Origin of the sequence: Enterobacter sp. RHBSTW-00994, assembly GCF_013782625.1 — a bacterium.
Lineage (GTDB): Bacteria > Pseudomonadota > Gammaproteobacteria > Enterobacterales > Enterobacteriaceae > Enterobacter.
In genome coordinates this window covers 2695572-2711165 of the sequence record NZ_CP056199.1, presented here as the reverse complement: position 1 = coordinate 2711165, position 15594 = coordinate 2695572, and the positions used below count along the sequence as shown (strand labels likewise).

Below are 15594 nucleotides of genomic sequence, written 5' to 3'. Positions count from 1 at the left end.
GCAGAGGCGTTACTGCGCTGCATCTTTCTGTGGGACCGCGTCATCATTCGCCGCAGGCTCTGTCACGGGAACACTCTCGCACGGCTTCTCTTTCGGGCAGATCCCGTTCAGCATTTTCAGCGTCACGCCGTTGGTCCAGCCAAAACCGTCCTGTAAAGGATACTCGCCGCCACCCCCTCCCGTTCCTGTCGTGGAAACATCATACTTCTCCACCAGTTTCTGTTCACGATCGTAGGTGTGCTGCACGTTTTTCAGGAAGCGCCAGGTCACGTCCATAGCCGCTTTCTTGTGACCGTAATTTTGCAGGCCTTCAGCGGCGATCCACTGCAGCGGCGCCCAGCCATTCGGGGCATCCCACTGCTGACTACTGTTAAGAGTGGTTGTTGAAATACCGCCGGGTTTCAGCAAGCGAGATGCCGTTGCTGCCGCCACCTTATCGGCGCGATCTCTGGCGGCGGCATTGACGTACAGTGGGAAGAGGGCGGCTGCCGTGAGCTGATTACGTACTTTTTTGCTTTTCAGATCGTAATCCGCATACCACCCCTCTTTTTCATTCCACAGATAGTGCTCGATGGCCTTCTGACGGGCGGTTGCCCGTTCCTCATAGTGGGTTGCACTGGCCGTATCGCCAGCGTCCTGGCCTGCTTTTGCCAGCAGTTTTTCCATCTTAAACATCAGGGCATTCAAATCGACAGGAACCATGCTGGTGGTACGGATCGTGCCGAGTTTTTGCGGATCGTCCATCCAGCGGGAGCTAAAATCCCAGCCGGAAGCGGCGGCGGCACGCAGGTCGCGGTAAATCTGCGTGGCCGGGCGGTTAGGGTTATTTTTGGCCGTGGTGACATCGTCCAGCCAGGATTCTGGCCTCGGGGTATCTTTGTCATCCCAGTAGCGATTCAGGATCGTACCCTCATCCAGTTTCACCACCCGTTTGTTAGCCTGGCCCGGCTGAAGTGCGTCTGCGCCATCCATCCACCAGGCATACTCTTTTTCCATCTGCGGGCGGTATTTCTTCAGTGCATCGCTGTCGTGGGTGGCGAGCAACTCCACCATCAGAGCGAAGAAGGGAGGCTGTGAGCGGCTCAGATAGTAGCTGCGATTTCCGTTAGGAATGTGCCCCCAGGTGTCTACCTCATAAGCGAAGTTATCCACCATGTCGCGAACCGTGTCCCAGCGGTTGCTTTCGGCTAACCCCAGCATGGTGAAATAGCTGTCCCAGTAGTAGACCTCCCGAAAGCGACCTCCGGGTACAACATAGGGTTTGGGAAGCGGCAGAAGGGAGTCCCACTTGTCGGCCTTGTCGGTGGTGCGGGTCAATACGGGCCACAGGCCTTCAATATGCGCCCGCAATGTCTGTCCTGAAGGTGGCTCGTACTTTTCCCCTTCAGTGGGCAGGGTAAAATTAACATCGACGAAGTGACGTAAATCGAAACCTGACTGATTACGTTGCATGCGATAGTCGGCAAGGATCATCAGGGGATCGCTTTTAGGAATCGCATCGGCGAACGTTTTTTGATCGGGAAAGAGTTTGGCGCTTTGTACATCATTAAATAGCGGGCCAAGGAGCACGTCCGGGGACGCGGATTGGCTCGAAAGAGGATCGTTGGCATAACTTAGCGCGGTTATGCCAAACAACGCGCCGCCGAGAGCTAGCTGCAAAAGGGTAGGGTGGCGCATTTGAGGTCTTATCATGGGTTATCTCCTTTATCTGCTGACCAGCGTGACCGCCGTCATCAACCACGAGAAAAACCTTAGACGAATATGCGCGGCTTCGCGTGCCGGATGTCCCATTTTGCGCACAACCAGACGATTTACCGCTTAAACCTCTTCCGACACCGGAATGTCTTTTAGTGTCCCTGGCGCGTGGCCAACAATGCGTTTAAATGCGCGACTAAACGCCGCCAGCGATCCATAGCCTAAGCGTAAGGCCACGGTTTCGATGGGCTGATTTTCATGACGAATGTACTGAACCGCCAGACGCATTCGCAGCTCACTGAGATATTTTGCCGGGGTTGTCCCCGTAGCCGAAAGAAAACGTTCGGCGAACACGGAGCGAGATGTTCCTGCCTCTTTTGCCAGGTCTGCGACGCTCCAGTTCACACCAGGCTGTTGATGCATGGCGTAAATAGCGCGGCTCAGTCGGGGGTCACGCAACACCTGCACCCAGCCAGTCGCTCTGCCGCATCCGGCTTCCACCCATCCACGCACAATCAGTGCGGCAACGACATCAGCCAGACGCGCCAGAATCCCGGCAAACCCCACCTGGCGGGTCATAGACTCCCGCTCCATTGCCGACAGCAGCGGGTGGATCTCCGGCCAGGTGGACATCAGACGGCTTACCATCATGACTTCCGGCATCGCTTTGATCAGCGGCTGCATTCCGCCCAGTTCAAAGTCCATACATCCGCTAAAAATAATGGTGTTGGCATTTTCCGGGCAAGGCTCGCAGGAGATGGTACAAACCGAGTTGCAGATAGGCTCACTGGGGAAGGCATTCACGGGCATCACCTGCGCCTGTTCATCTGAGAGCAGAGCATGAGCGTTCCCGTTGGGAATAAAGAGCGCATCTCCACTGTTTAAGGTGAACGTTGCGCCGCTCTCCATGCGCAGCAGGGCAGCACCGTGACTCACAAAATGGAATTGCGCTTTACCAGGGGCCTGGTCGAAGGCGACGCCAAAGGGGGTACTGGCTTCAATCCGGCGGTATTTGACGCCAGAAAGGCGCATTCCGCGGAGCAGTTCGCTGATGAGATCGGGGGACGACTGGCGGATCATGATGTCACTTCCGGACGAATTATCAATAATCAGAGATTATATGTCATAGATCGTCCACGGGGAACACTCTATGCTTTTGCGACATTAGTCACATTTTTATAACGGGAGAACAACAGATGAATTCATGTGTCGCGGCGAGAGAGGCTATTGCGCCTGCCAGACCCGCCTGGCGAGCCGTCTATTCACTGGGGCTGGGGGTTTTTGGTTTAATCACGGCAGAGTTTTTACCGGCCAGTTTACTGACGCCGATGGCCGCGAGCCTGCATGTGAGTGAAGGGATGGCTGGACAGGCCGTTACCGCCACGGCGCTGGTGGCGCTGGTCACTGGGTTGTTGATTACCCCGGCGACCAAAAGTATCGACAGACGTTGGGTATTGATGTTCTTTTCGGTTCTGCAAATTGTCTCCAGCCTGCTGGTGGCGTTTGCGCCAACGCTGCATGTCTTACTGCTGGGACGACTGTTGCTGGGGGTCGCGATTGGTGGGTTCTGGGCAATGTCGACCGCTACGGCCATGCGTCTGGTTCCTGCGGATAACGTTCCGCAGGCGCTGGCGGTCATCTTCTCCAGTGTTTCAATTGCGACCGTTGTGGCTGCGCCGTTGGGCAGTTTTCTCGGTAGCCTGATTGGCTGGCGTAATGTGTTCCTGCTGTGCATTGTGCCCAGCGTGCTGGCGCTGCTGTGGCAGCTCTGGGTATTGCCGTCAATGAAGCCGGAAAATAGCGGCAGTTTTAGCACGATGTTCCGTGTACTGCGCCGTCCGGGTATGGTGGGCGGGTTACTGGCGACCGTGCTGATTTTCAGCGGGCACTTTGCCTTCTTTACGTATCTGCGCCCGTTCCTCGAAACGGTCGGCCAGGCGAGCGTTGAAACCATTTCACTGATTTTATTAGGTTTTGGTGTGGCTAACTTTGTCGGGACGTCCATCGCCGGACATCTGCTGGCCCGTAATTTACGCCTGACGCTGGCACTGGTTCCGTTTGTGATGGGCGTGCTGGCGCTGACGATGGTGGCATTCGGTCACCTGGCGATTCTGGATGGTTTCCTGGTTGCGCTGTGGGGCTTTGCATTTGGGATGGTTCCGGTGGGCTGGTCAACCTGGCTTGCGACGACCGTCCCGGACGAAGCCGAAAGTGCAGGGGGATTGCTGGTGGCGTCTATCCAGTTTGCAATTGGAGCCGGGGCGGCAGGCGGTGGTGCGATGTTTGACCTCAACGGCGCAAGCGGCGTCTTTGCCGGCAGCGGGTTACTGCTGGTTACGGCAATGGTGATTGTGTTTATGGGTGTGCGGGTCCGCGCGCAGTAAGCCAGATGACGTCCGCTTCCCTCTCTTTTCGGGAGAGGGAAGCGGCAGGCATCCGGACAACAGGCGGGACTCGCGACCTGATGGTCTGGGCTGATGGGGTAACGGTTGCGCGCAGCCCTTGTCACCACGGCACGACCTTACCGAAGCGATCCAGGAATTCCAGACCTGGCCTGCTTCGTTTGCGCTCAATCACACTGACGATATCCGGGATGGTCTCCGTAAGGCTGAATGCTCCATCCTCGCCCCCCAGATCTGTGCGTATCCAGCCTGGTGCAAGTAGCAGCAAAGCCCGGTCGGGAGTCTTCAGGACCTGTCGCGCCGCATAACTGCGCATGTACTGATTGAGCGCAGCTTTCGTCCCACGGTAAACCTCTTTTCCTCCCTTTTCGTTGTTGCTGATGCTGCCCTGACCAGATGACATTACGCCGATTAACCCATCCGCAGTTACTTGCGCCTGAAAAGCGTCTATCACTCTCAGGGGGGAGAGGGCATTGGTGATCATCACATGGACAAACTCTTCAGTGCTGACTTCTGCAATAGTTTCACTTTGGTTCTGGTTGGCGATGCCTGCATTGACAAAAAGCGTGTCGTAACGCTGATACCGGAGGCGTGTCTTTAGGTCGGCAAGTTGCGCAGTATCCGTCATATCAAGGTGCTCGACCGTCAGAGACAGTGGGTAACGTGCAGATAGTGCATGAAGAGCGGCATTAGTGCTGCGAACGGTTGCTGTGACGTTCCATCCCCTGTGGAGCAGTTCTTCTGCCATGGCGAAGCCGATACCCCGGGAAGCGCCAATCAGCAGCATATGCGGTCTTTCCGCTCTTGGTTCATTCAGTGTCATTTTTGTCACTCCTGCCTATCTCGTGTAGGGATAATTTAAACGCAGGGCCACCCTTGCACCAGACGCGTGGAGTGCAATAATAGATTGCATTTGATGCAATGGTTCGAAGCATATGCCGGAAATTGATCTGAATTTACTGACCGCGTTGGATGCCCTGCTGGCCGAGTGCAGTGTCACGCGAGCAGCTCAGCGTCTGGGACTTAGCACATCTGCGATGAGCCGGACACTGACCCGCTTACGTCATGTCACTGGCGATCCGCTTTTAGTCCAGGCCGGGCGTTACATGGTCCCCACGCCCTATGCAGCGAAACTGGCCGAAAACGTAAGCCAGACGGTGTTCAGTGCACGGACGCTCCTTCAGCCGCCGGGGGAGGCTATCAACCTTGCCACAACGGAACGAAGCGTTGTTATCCGGGCGAACGAGGGATTTATCGACCTGTGTGCAGCGCCTTTGCTGCAAGAAATACGGCAAGTTGCACCCAATATGCAGCTCCTCTTTGCCAGTAAATCCGATAAAGACGTGCAGGCGTTGCGAGAGGGGAAAATTGATCTGGAAATTGGTGTGCTGGGGACGAATGCGCCGGAGCTGAAAACCCGATTACTTTTCAGCGATCGTTTTGTCGGCATTTGCCAAAAGGATCATCCTCTTTTACAAGAACCAGGCATAACACCTGAGCGTTACATCCGTTTTCCTCATGTTGTCGTTTCCAGAAAAAATAAACAGTGGGGGCCGGTCGATACGGCACTGGATGTGCTGGGGCTGCGACGGAAAATCGTGATGTCAGTGCCTTCCTACGGCTGCGCGATCAATCTTATTCGTCATTCAGATGCCATTGGCCTCGTGCCTTTTACCGTGCTGGCATGGTCCGATCCCTGCGCTGAAATCAACTATTTCGAACTGCCAGTGCCCACGCCGCCGATAAAGGTTTCTGCCATCTGGCATCCACGAATGCATGCCGATCCTGTGCATCAGTGGGTCCGGGAGACGATCGTAAAAGTGTCCCGCAGCGAATTTAGCAGGCACACTCGTGCAGTGCTGGAAAAGGCAAACGTGAAGTGAATTCAATGTGAATAGATCGGTGTCAATCCGGTAAATCACCAGGCCATTTCTGGCTGAAACGTTATTGTCCGTCATCCATTCCCATCAAAACCCTGCTCACGCAACATCCATGGGTTAGTGCCAGAACAGAATAGTTTCACCAAACAATTACATTGACAGCTTCCATTGATACGATCAAAACTAAACCGTACAGTTCACATTTGATGTGAATGAGATGATTTTTGCAGAGGGATTGCCGGTAAGTGCAACCCTTAACCACAACGAAAGGATCTGCACATGAAGATGTTAAGGCAAATCAGTGGGCTGGCGGTTATGGGTATCACCCTCCTGATGGTGGGGTGTGCCAGGAATGAGCCTGTGCGTTACAGCGGCATCGACTCGGCGTCAACGTTGACAGTAAATACCGACGATGACGCTGACCGCATCCCCTATCGTTATTCACCCCTGGTGGACTGGCGCAAGTACGACAGCATTATTATTGACCCGGTGAAAATTTATCAGGGTAACGACGGACAGTTTGATGATATGGCGCAGGATGATCGCCGTACCCTTGCCACCTATATGCAAGAGCAGTTCAGCAAAGCATTGGAGCCACGTTTTAACAAGGTCAAAGAGCCTGCGGCGAACACGTTGCGTCTGAAACTGACGCTGACGGGCGCTGATACCACGCCGCAAGTGGTGGGAACTTTCACCAAATTCGATCTGGCGGGCGGTCCTTACAACATCGTGCAATCGATACGGGGTGGCAAGGGACTGATGAGCGGTTCGGTGGATTATGCCGTTGAAATTTATGATGCAAACAGCCACGAACTGCTGAAAGCCTACGTTGCGCGACAGTATCCAAATGCCATGAATGTTTCTGCCAGCATCGGCTCGCTGAGTGCCGCTGAAGTCGGTATTGAAAAAGGGGCAGAAGAACTGGCGGAAGCGCTCAGATAGCGCCAGCCAAAACGTGTGCAGCCGGGAGGCGTTCAACCCGACCGGCTGTGATTTTCCTCATGAGTTTCGTTCTGGCGAACCCCAGCTATGAAAACATTCCCGCATCTGACGATCTGCCCGCATTGCGACAGTGTTTACCAGACATTGCCCTGTGCGTCGGGTGAAACCGCACGTTGCCAGCGATGTTACGCCGTTCTATGGCGTGGTCAGCGGCGTGTACCTGGTCATGTATTGCCTCTGATGTTGACGGCGGCCATTACCCTGTTCCTGGCCTGTATTTTTCCGGTTATCTCCGTCGGATTTCATGGGATGACGAATGACACCACGCTGTGGAATGCGGCCTGGGCGCTGGCTTCCGGAGACGGTAATCCCCTTATGGCACTCTGTACCGTGTTTCTTCTGGTTGTCGCGCCATTCTTACAGATCGCACTGACAGCCTGGCTGCTGATTTTTGCGCGTTTTGGGCGTCCAGCACCTGCGTTTATCTTCAGCATGAAAGCGCTCAGATGGCTGCATCCCTGGAGTATGGTGGAAGTCGGTGTGCTGGGTTTTCTTGTTGCGGGGGTAAAACTCTCGTCGCTGCTGGACGTATCCGTAGGATCTGGCGGTTGGGCGCTGGCGGTCTCCTGCGTGTTAGTGGTTGTGATTAACAGCCATGATCTGCGTTCACTGTGGGATCTGCTCCCGAGCGAGGAGAAGGGCTGTGATAATTAATCCCCCCTTTGCCCGTCAGGTGCAGGTGTGCCGCTGTCCACTGTGTGGTCTGGTGTGTGCCGATGAAGCGACGCCTGGTGTTCGCAGAAAATGTCCTCGCTGCCAGACGGTACTGCCTCACTGCCAGCCAGAGCATTCGCATTTAAGCTGGGCGCTGCTTTTAACCTCGATGATCCTGTATGTCCCCGCCAATATTTTCCCGGTGATGCACACGTCATTTCTCGGCTATGGCAGTGAAAGCACCATCCTTTCCGGCGTTGTCGCCTTCTGGCGAAGCGGTTCGTGGGGCATCGCGACGATCATCTTCATTGCCAGCGTGATTGTTCCCTGCCTGAAATTTTTGTCACTGAGTCTCTTGTTGATCTCTCGTGCCCGTAAGAGCGTCTGGGCCAGATGTGAGCGCGCCAGGCTTTACAGGATAACGGAGTGGATTGGCTGTTGGTCGATGCTGGATGTGGTGGTGGTGGCCGTGGTATGTGGCCTGCTCCGTTTTCATGCGCTGAGTGAGGCCGAACCCCGGTCAGGGATCCTGTATTTCGGCCTGGTGGTTATTTTGACCATGCTCTGTGCGTTGAGTTTTGAACCAAAAACATTATGGGAAGACAAGCAATGAAGCGTCCTGTTTCGGGTATTCCTCTTTTTTACCGTGGGCGCTGGCGTAACGCCTTTATCTGGTTGCTTCCTGTTGTCGCGTTTATTGTTGCGGTGTCGATGGTGATTCAGGCGCGCTTATCCGTCGGTCCGGAAGTGGTTATTGCGTTTCGCAGTGCAGCCGGTCTCGAAGCCGGAAAAACGGCGGTTAAATACAAAGATGTCACCGTCGGACTGGTGAAGGCGATCACCCTCAGTCCCGATAACACTCAGGTGCTGGTGCGGGTCGCACTCGGCAGAGATGCGCAAAATCTGACGCGCGCCGATACCCGATTTTGGGTGGTCCGGCCGCGTGTCGGAATGAGCGGAGTCAGCGGCATTGATACGCTGTTATCCGGGGCTTACATCGGCGTGGACAGAGGGCAGTCTGATGAAAGCCAATACCGTTTCACTGGTCTGGAAATCCCGCCGGCTATCGTCAACGGTATGGCGGGGAGCCAGTTTAAGCTTGAAGCGGATGACCTTGGATCGCTGGATATTAACTCCCCGGTTTACTATCGCCGTATCCCGGTCGGGCGGATTACGTCTTATCAGCTGCGTAAAGACGGCAGGGGGATCGATCTCAACATCTTTATTGATGCTCCTTATGACCGCCTGGTTACTGCCGATTCACGATTCTGGAACGTGAGTGGGGTGGATCTTTCCGTCGGAAGCGATGGCTTTCAGCTTAAAACCCAGACCGTTGCTGCCATCATGGCTGGAGGGATCGCATTCTCCAGACTGGATAACCCAACCCAGGGAGGGCTCTATAAGCGAACCCGTTACAAGCTGGCGCCGGATCAGGAAACGGCAATGGCTCCAGCAGATGGCCCACCGGTGCGATTTCAGTTACGTTTTGAACATCCCTTGCATGGCCTGAACGTTGGCGCACCGGTTGAGTTTTCCAGTGTGCGGATCGGACATGTTGCCTCGGTTGAACTCGACTATAACCCCGAGGGATATCGCTTTCCGACCATTGTGGATATTGATGTTTATCCCTCCCGGATGGGTAATGTGCTTGAGAAACTCCCTAAACCAACAGGCGACACTGACCTTAATACGGTTATTTTCACCCGTGAAATGATCGCGCATGGTCTGCGGGCAAAGGCTGCGGCCAGTAGTTTGCTGACGGGGCAACTTTATATCTCGCTCGATTTTGTCCCGGATGCGCCAGAAGTGAATTTTGATGCGGCAAAACGCCCGGTTGAGCTACCCACCGTGAATGGCGGGCTGACCATCCTTCAGGATCAGCTCACAGGTATCGCCCGGAAAATAAACAAAATGCCGCTGGATGAGATCGGGAACAACATGAACACCGCGCTGGTTGAACTGAATAAAACGCTGAGAATGGTGAACAATCAGTCTCTGCCTGCTGCCAACCACCTGATGCAACAGGCGCAGCAAACGACACAAGACGCGCAAAAGCTGCTGGCGGAAGATTCCCCTCTGGTCATTCATCTCCTGCACTCTTTGCAGGAGGCCACCCGAACGCTACGGGCCGTTCGCAGCCTGACAAATCAGTTGGATCGCCATCCGGAATCATTATTGCAGGGCCGCACTGACGATGTGGTGCTCAATGTTCCTCATTCACTCAAGGAAGGAGAGCAGCCGTGAAAACTGTTTTCTGTCTCGTCATCGGTGTCGCGTGCGGGCTGGCCGGTTGTTCATCTCCCCAGGTGCGTTACCACACGCTGGTCAATACCGACCCCGTATCCCGTGTTGTCACGCCGTCCGATTTTGTGATCGATCTGTTGCCCGTTGGTGTTCCTGCTCAACTGGATATGCCACAGATTGTGGTTCGCCAAAGCGACAACGGTGTGGTTGTTCTGGACAACGAACGCTGGTTAAGTCCGTTGGGGGATGAGGTGCAGGCGGCGCTGTCCCTCAGAATGACGCAGCAACTCAATACCGTGGATGTGGCCGGGTTGGCGAGGGATAACAACAAACCGGTGGTGCGCATCCTATTGCAGGTTCGGCGTTTTGATAGCTGGCCGGGTAATGCCGTTACTCTGGATGCTAGCTGGAGCTTATCCACTCAACGAGAGTCAGGGAATCGTCGGCTGGTGTGCGAAAGCCACCTGTCGCAACCTCTCTCCGGCGATCCGACGGACATGTTTGCTGCCTGGCAGAGTGTGATTGAACGGCTGGCTCGTCAGATTGGACAGACGGCGACTCACTGGATGGCAACGGGTACGGCTGTATGTCGTCGCGATTAGTTTCGGTCAGCGCCAAAAACCGGGTTCGATGGAACGCGCCCGGTAACAGGGCAGGGACGTGTTATTCAGGCTTTTTAACTGCGCCGTCCAGAAAGAGACGCACACCATTTGTGACCATCTCGCTGATTTTTTCCTGAGAGAAATCAGGCATATCTCGCAAGAAAAATAACACCTCGGTTTCTGCCTTGATCAGGGACGTAAACTGGATGGCGCGAAGCATTGGGGCCGATGCTGCCAGTTCCCCCCGTTCCATCGCCGCTTTCATTTCCTGAGCCAGCGCTTCCATACTTTGCCGGATACCGGATTCCAGAAACCGTTGTCCGATATCGGAATGACCGGCTTCACCCAGCACAACGCGATAGATCTGAAGTGCCTGGTTATCCCCTGCCACCACCCGGAGCATATCTTCACCAAAGCGGACGAGCCTTTGCTCCAGGGAGAGACGCTGGTTGTCGGGTTGCGTGAGCCCGCTCGCGGCTTCGGTGAGAAACCTGGCGCTGTAATTGCGCACAACCGTTTCAAACAACGCCTCTTTTGAAGAGAAGTATTTATACAGCGTGGCCTTGGATCCACCCGCACGTCTGGCCACTTCATCCATTGAGGCACGCTCGTACCCAATCTCCAGAAACACCTCAGCGGCGGCAGCTACGATCCTCTGGCGGCGCGCTTGCGTCAGTACCTTCATGTTGAACCCTTACTGATCAAAAAATAACTACACCGTACAGTACTCACATTATTATGCCATGTATACGCCTTGAATGCCTGGATGGGGATCGCGTAATGGGTATCGGGAAGAGAGGAATGCTCGCTTATAAAAGGGGATTACTGGCAGCCAGAGCAGTCTGAAAAAAGGAGTCAGGATCATCATGCAATTGTCTGGTGATGAAAATCATTCTCATTCATTGCTCCATGTGATAAGTTTCATTATAAATGCAACTTATAGTTGGGGACGCAATCATGAACGCAAGTGAGAAAGCCGGACATACCTTCTTAGCCAGCCTGGGGAAGACCCGTTTGCGGCCTGGCGGCGTTGATGCAACCGAGTGGCTGTTCAATCAGTCGAATCTCACGGCGGACAGCATCGTGTTGGAGGTCGCCTGCAATATGGGAACCACTTCTATCGAACTGGCGCAGCGTTTTGGCTGCACGATATACGCCGTTGATATGGACAACAATGCGCTGAACAAGGCGCGGCAAAACGTTGCTGCAGCTGGTCTGCAGGATAAAATTCAGGTACTGGAAGCGAACGCCACATCGCTACCCTTCGCCGACGATGCCTTCGACGTTGTCATTAACGAAGCGATGCTGACCATGTACGTGGATAAGGCCAAGACCCGGTTGATCGATGAGTACTATCGCGTGCTCAAACCCGGCGGCCGTCTGCTGACGCATGACATCATGTTTACCAACGAGCGGCTGGAGACGGGCAGGCAGACGCAACTGGCAGAGATTGTGAAATCCAATGTCAGCCCTATGGCGGAGTCTGCGTGGAAAGCACTGTTTCTCGCGAGGGGTTTCCGGTCAGTCACTACCCAACACGGGGCGATGTCGCTTATGTCACCTCAGGGGCTGATTCGCGACGAAGGGCTGGTGCGAACGGCGAAAATCCTGTTTAACGGGTTACGCACCCATGAGAACCGAACGCGCTTCCTGGGCATGTTCAGATTCTTCCGCCGTAACCGTCATCAACTGAACTACATCGCTTGCTGTTCGCAAAAATAGCGCTCAGGGGCTGGGTTGTCGCGAGAGGCGCGTGTAAAAAAACGTCCCGCATTCATTTAAGCCAGCGTTTTTTCAAACGCTGGAAATCGCTACGTTGGAGACGTTGTCCACTCAAAAAAATTCGATAAACCGGCTTTCTCGGCCCATTTTCAGGGAAGCCCTGAGCACTCAGCACAGGCTCACTAAATCAGCCTCAGCTAAAGATCTATTGTACAAGTCGACAATTACACCGAGGACAAGAGTTTTCCGGAACATCGTTTAGCAGGAAAAATAGAATTGAGATTTTTAACGTTGTTTACACTACTTATTGCTATCACCCTACATGCCGAAGATCATGGTTATGGTCCGCCAATCGCCGTATGCCTAAACAAACATACCATTCCCTATATTGACTCGACGGTTCCTGCTGAGAAAATCGTTAATGATGTTTATAAGGCGTGCCAGGGTATCGTTGATGAATGGAATAACGAAAAAGCCTCTTTGCTCAGGGGAATGGTAATCAAGCAGGATAAGGCATTTCGCGATATGTATACTTATTATTGTTCTGGTTCGAGTGGTGGGAGAGACTTTCTTGCCGCCGAAATCAATTTTTCAATTTGCGCCAGAGGAATGTTCTCTTCGTAACAAGTCAGAAAGAATTCGTGTGTAATGTCAGAGTAGAAGACCTCTGCAACTTGTTGTAAAGGCGATGTTTCACCTATAGATAACTCCAGATACATGCCATCACGTAGTACGTCGCTTCCACGCCTCAGTTCATATTTAATCTCAGACACAGGAGATTCCTTTTTTACAATGACGGTGAAGGCCGTTCGCCTCAGGTAACATCAAAAACGGTTTGGGAGGAACATAGCCAGACTTCTGGCATAGAGCGAACATGAATCTTGCACGAATACTAACCGTTTGGTGAACGTGTGCGAAAAGTAAATGTGTCGAATAACAGGGACACTCAGATCTTGAGTGCAGCAAGGATGGAGGCTTCTATTTTCTCCGGAGTCGTGAACGGCGCAAAACGCATGAGTGGTGTACCGTCGCGACCGATCAGGAACTTCGTGAAATTCCACTTGATCCGTCCGCCCAGAACGCCGGGCAACTCGTTTTTCAGGTAACGAAACATCGGGTGCGCGGCGACGCCGTTGACCTCCACTTTCTCGAACATGGGGAAGCTCACACCGTAGTTGACGTGACAGGTCAGCCCGATTTCCTCAGCACCACCGGGTTCCTGCTTACCAAACTGGTTGCAGGGGAAACCCAGCACCACAAGCCCCTGGACAGCATATTTCTTATAGAGTGCTTCAAGGCCAGCATATTGTGGCGTGAAGCCGCAATGGCTGGCAGTATTCACCACCAGAACCAGCTTGCCTGCATAGTCAGTCATTGAGATGGTCTGGCCGCGCAGGCTGGTGGCAGTAAATTGATAGAAGGTGGTCATATCAGAGCTCCTGAGAGTAGAAACCGTTCAATGCCGACATTGCCACGTAGCGCGTTGATGCCGGGGATCGCGTCGTGAGTGATGGCATGAGTCTGGTAGAGCGGTTCAATAAGTGTGTTGCATCCATCGGTTGAACTCACCGTAGAATCGGGCATTCGGAATACATAGTCTATCTCCTGAGAGTCCAGGAAATCGTCCGCCCTCTTCAGAGTGACATTATCAATATAGATAGAGAATAACGGCAGGCGTTAAGCACACGTTAACTCACCGGAAAAAGTCATCCACCGAATCGCTCCACTCATGGCCAGACACAGACCATACCTTGTTTATCGGGGGAGGAAATCCGCTCCTGCAGTACCCATTTTTCCCCACGAAATCGAATGCTCCATGCGGATACCCGTTGATAAGGAGCACGCACCTCTGACTGTCTTCTGACCAGCCGATTTTAACGTCAGAAGGAATGTGCCCATCTGAAATATCCTCGGCATTGTAGATATGTACTGCATCCTGAATTGGGTTTCCTTCAACGGACTCATCGAGCGCGTAGAAATACCCGGTCCGGCCGTCGTCTTCAAATACGGCGGCCAGCATCCCCTCAGGAGCCAGGCTTTTTATCACCTGCGCTTCTCCAGTAATGAGCTGAGCCTGTATCGTCACTAAAATCGTCATACCGATTACTCTCCTTTCCATGGTTATTTGATTAGGCGGCTTTCTAACTGACAAGCAATCTACCATAACATCCCTGAAATGAACTAAGCCCCTGACCTGCCGCCACTTTGTTGACACACAATTGCTTTAGAAAGGTCTGCTTCTGGCACACTGGGATATCCGGATCAGACAGTTCTCCCCTGGACGGGCCATCAATCTGTCCATCAGTATGAGAGATAGTTGATAGGCAGCGATAAGCCAGTGTCTGCTGCCAGAGGTCACTCATTAAACGATTGCCACTCTTTTTTCAGCAGTGCGAAGATAAAGGTATCATCATATGTTTCTTCACCATCATCCTGTATGAACGAGACAAATTCTTTAAAACAGCCCTCTTGCCGCATATGGAGGCGAACGCAAAGCTTCTGAGAAGATAAATTGTAGTCTTCAACATATGCATAAAGACGTCTGGCTTCTTTTTCAGAAAACAAATATTGAAACAGTGCTGTGACGGATTCAGTGGCATACCCCTGACCCTCGTAACGTTTGTTAAAATGCCATCCAACTGACCACGTATTCCTGTCAGGTTCTTCACTATTATCAGCAAAGAGATGACCAATCAGTTCATCTGTCTCTTTAAGACATACAGCAAACTGGCTGTTGTCGTGGGCTCTTCTGTCGACTTCTGCGGCCGCATCTTCCAGCGAATTGAGTTTCTCGTCCTGGAAACAAGGCGAGCGAGGTGAAAACAGGTAATCGAGAAGGGAAGATGCATCTTTCGCTTTGAATGCGCGAAGAATGAGCCGTGGTGTATTCGTGAAGATCATGAAAACCTCATATTATCTTGTCAATGTTTATGCATTCTAATAAATATCGCCCACTAATTTGACGCCAGGTAATGCTTGATAATCTTTAACTCACTCAGATGTTATCGATGTCCGCACCTGTCACTGACCAGCCCTTCAGGCTGCCAGTATCCGCATTTTTAATGAAGGAGTTCATATGCTAAAAGTCATCGCCGAAGATTTTATCAAACCCGAGAGCATCGACACCGTTCTCCCTTTCTACCGCGAACTCATCGCGGCAACGAAAGAAGAACCCCTGTGTATTGCTTATGATTTGTATCGGGATGAAAAGGATCCGGGGCATTTTATTTTCATTGAAGAGTGGCCAGACCGGGCAGCACTCGAAGCACATTGCGCCAGCGAGCATTTCACTCGGCTTGTTCCCTTGATTGATCAACACGCGTGTAAAGTGGCGCAGTATATTCTGATGGATGTTCGGGTGGATCCTGAGAGATAAAGTCCACTTCTGGCATG

The 15594-nt window shown here is 53.0% G+C and carries 17 protein-coding genes; 10 read left to right on the top strand and 7 right to left on the bottom strand.

Annotated features, from left to right (window positions below):
* Positions 1-9: 9 nt before the first annotated feature.
* Together HV346_RS13010 and HV346_RS13005 are read right to left on the bottom strand one after the other, a co-directional pair.
* A complete protein-coding gene (locus HV346_RS13010) occupies positions 10-1692 on the bottom strand; it encodes an alpha,alpha-trehalase (RefSeq protein WP_181619756.1) in 1683 nt (560 codons plus the stop codon).
* 126 nt (positions 1693-1818) lie between these two features.
* Complete coding sequence (locus HV346_RS13005; RefSeq protein WP_181623775.1) at positions 1819-2772, bottom strand: AraC family transcriptional regulator; 954 nt, start codon at positions 2770-2772, stop codon at positions 1819-1821.
* A 119-nt stretch (positions 2773-2891) separates the two neighbouring features.
* On the opposite strand from HV346_RS13005, the gene HV346_RS13000 reads away from it, so the two are divergent.
* On the top strand, positions 2892-4079 hold the full coding sequence (locus tag HV346_RS13000) for an MFS transporter (protein WP_181619755.1): 1188 nt from the start codon (positions 2892-2894) through the stop codon (positions 4077-4079).
* Between the two features lie 121 nt (positions 4080-4200).
* Here the strand turns inward: HV346_RS13000 and HV346_RS12995 are convergent, their stop codons facing one another.
* Positions 4201-4920 (bottom strand): SDR family oxidoreductase, encoded by a 720-nt coding sequence (locus tag HV346_RS12995; RefSeq protein WP_181619754.1) that lies wholly within the window; start codon positions 4918-4920, stop codon positions 4201-4203.
* A 112-nt stretch (positions 4921-5032) separates the two neighbouring features.
* On the opposite strand from HV346_RS12995, the gene HV346_RS12990 reads away from it, so the two are divergent.
* From HV346_RS12990 to HV346_RS12965, 6 genes are all read left to right on the top strand, one after another.
* A complete protein-coding gene (locus tag HV346_RS12990; protein WP_181619753.1) occupies positions 5033-5980 on the top strand; it encodes a LysR family transcriptional regulator in 948 nt (315 codons plus the stop codon).
* A gap of 276 nt (positions 5981-6256) precedes the next feature.
* The gene (locus HV346_RS12985; protein ID WP_181619752.1) at positions 6257-6919 is read left to right on the top strand and encodes a DUF3313 domain-containing protein; all 663 of its coding nucleotides are present in this window, start codon (positions 6257-6259) and stop codon (positions 6917-6919) included.
* An 87-nt stretch (positions 6920-7006) separates the two neighbouring features.
* Complete coding sequence (locus tag HV346_RS12980) at positions 7007-7633, top strand: paraquat-inducible protein A (RefSeq protein ID WP_181619751.1); 627 nt, start codon at positions 7007-7009, stop codon at positions 7631-7633.
* A complete protein-coding gene (locus tag HV346_RS12975; protein WP_181623774.1) occupies positions 7626-8246 on the top strand; it encodes a paraquat-inducible protein A in 621 nt (206 codons plus the stop codon). The genes HV346_RS12980 and HV346_RS12975 overlap by 8 nt, the downstream gene beginning before the upstream one ends.
* A complete protein-coding gene (locus tag HV346_RS12970; protein WP_181619750.1) occupies positions 8243-9877 on the top strand; it encodes an MlaD family protein in 1635 nt (544 codons plus the stop codon). Before HV346_RS12975 ends, HV346_RS12970 begins: the two co-directional genes overlap by 4 nt.
* Complete coding sequence (locus tag HV346_RS12965) at positions 9874-10479, top strand: PqiC family protein (protein ID WP_181619749.1); 606 nt, start codon at positions 9874-9876, stop codon at positions 10477-10479. Before HV346_RS12970 ends, HV346_RS12965 begins: the two co-directional genes overlap by 4 nt.
* A 61-nt stretch (positions 10480-10540) precedes the next feature.
* Here HV346_RS12965 and HV346_RS12960 read toward each other — a convergent pair whose 3' ends face one another.
* Positions 10541-11164: a TetR/AcrR family transcriptional regulator gene (locus tag HV346_RS12960; RefSeq protein WP_181619748.1), complete on the bottom strand. Its 624-nt coding sequence runs from the start codon at positions 11162-11164 to the stop codon at positions 10541-10543.
* 272 nt (positions 11165-11436) lie between these two features.
* Between HV346_RS12960 and HV346_RS12955 the strand changes: the two genes are divergently transcribed.
* Together HV346_RS12955 and HV346_RS12950 are read left to right on the top strand one after the other, a co-directional pair.
* Positions 11437-12201, top strand: coding sequence for a class I SAM-dependent methyltransferase (locus tag HV346_RS12955; protein ID WP_181619747.1), 765 nt, complete (start codon positions 11437-11439; stop codon positions 12199-12201).
* Positions 12202-12477: 276 nt separating this feature from the next.
* Positions 12478-12825, top strand: a complete 348-nt coding sequence (locus tag HV346_RS12950; RefSeq protein WP_181619746.1) for a hypothetical protein — start codon at positions 12478-12480, stop codon at positions 12823-12825.
* 322 nt (positions 12826-13147) lie between these two features.
* Here HV346_RS12950 and HV346_RS12945 read toward each other — a convergent pair whose 3' ends face one another.
* The 3 genes from HV346_RS12945 to HV346_RS12935 form a co-directional block, all read right to left on the bottom strand.
* A complete protein-coding gene (locus HV346_RS12945; RefSeq protein ID WP_181619745.1) occupies positions 13148-13630 on the bottom strand; it encodes a glutathione peroxidase in 483 nt (160 codons plus the stop codon).
* Positions 13631-13894: 264 nt separating this feature from the next.
* Positions 13895-14299: a DUF2251 domain-containing protein gene (locus HV346_RS12940; RefSeq protein WP_181619744.1), complete on the bottom strand. Its 405-nt coding sequence runs from the start codon at positions 14297-14299 to the stop codon at positions 13895-13897.
* Positions 14300-14556: 257 nt separating this feature from the next.
* Positions 14557-15102: a GNAT family protein gene (locus HV346_RS12935; RefSeq protein ID WP_181619743.1), complete on the bottom strand. Its 546-nt coding sequence runs from the start codon at positions 15100-15102 to the stop codon at positions 14557-14559.
* 175 nt (positions 15103-15277) lie between these two features.
* Here HV346_RS12935 and HV346_RS12930 point away from each other — a divergent pair, with 175 nt between their 5' ends.
* On the top strand, positions 15278-15577 hold the full coding sequence (locus tag HV346_RS12930) for a putative quinol monooxygenase (protein ID WP_181619742.1): 300 nt from the start codon (positions 15278-15280) through the stop codon (positions 15575-15577).
* Positions 15578-15594: the final 17 nt, after the last annotated feature.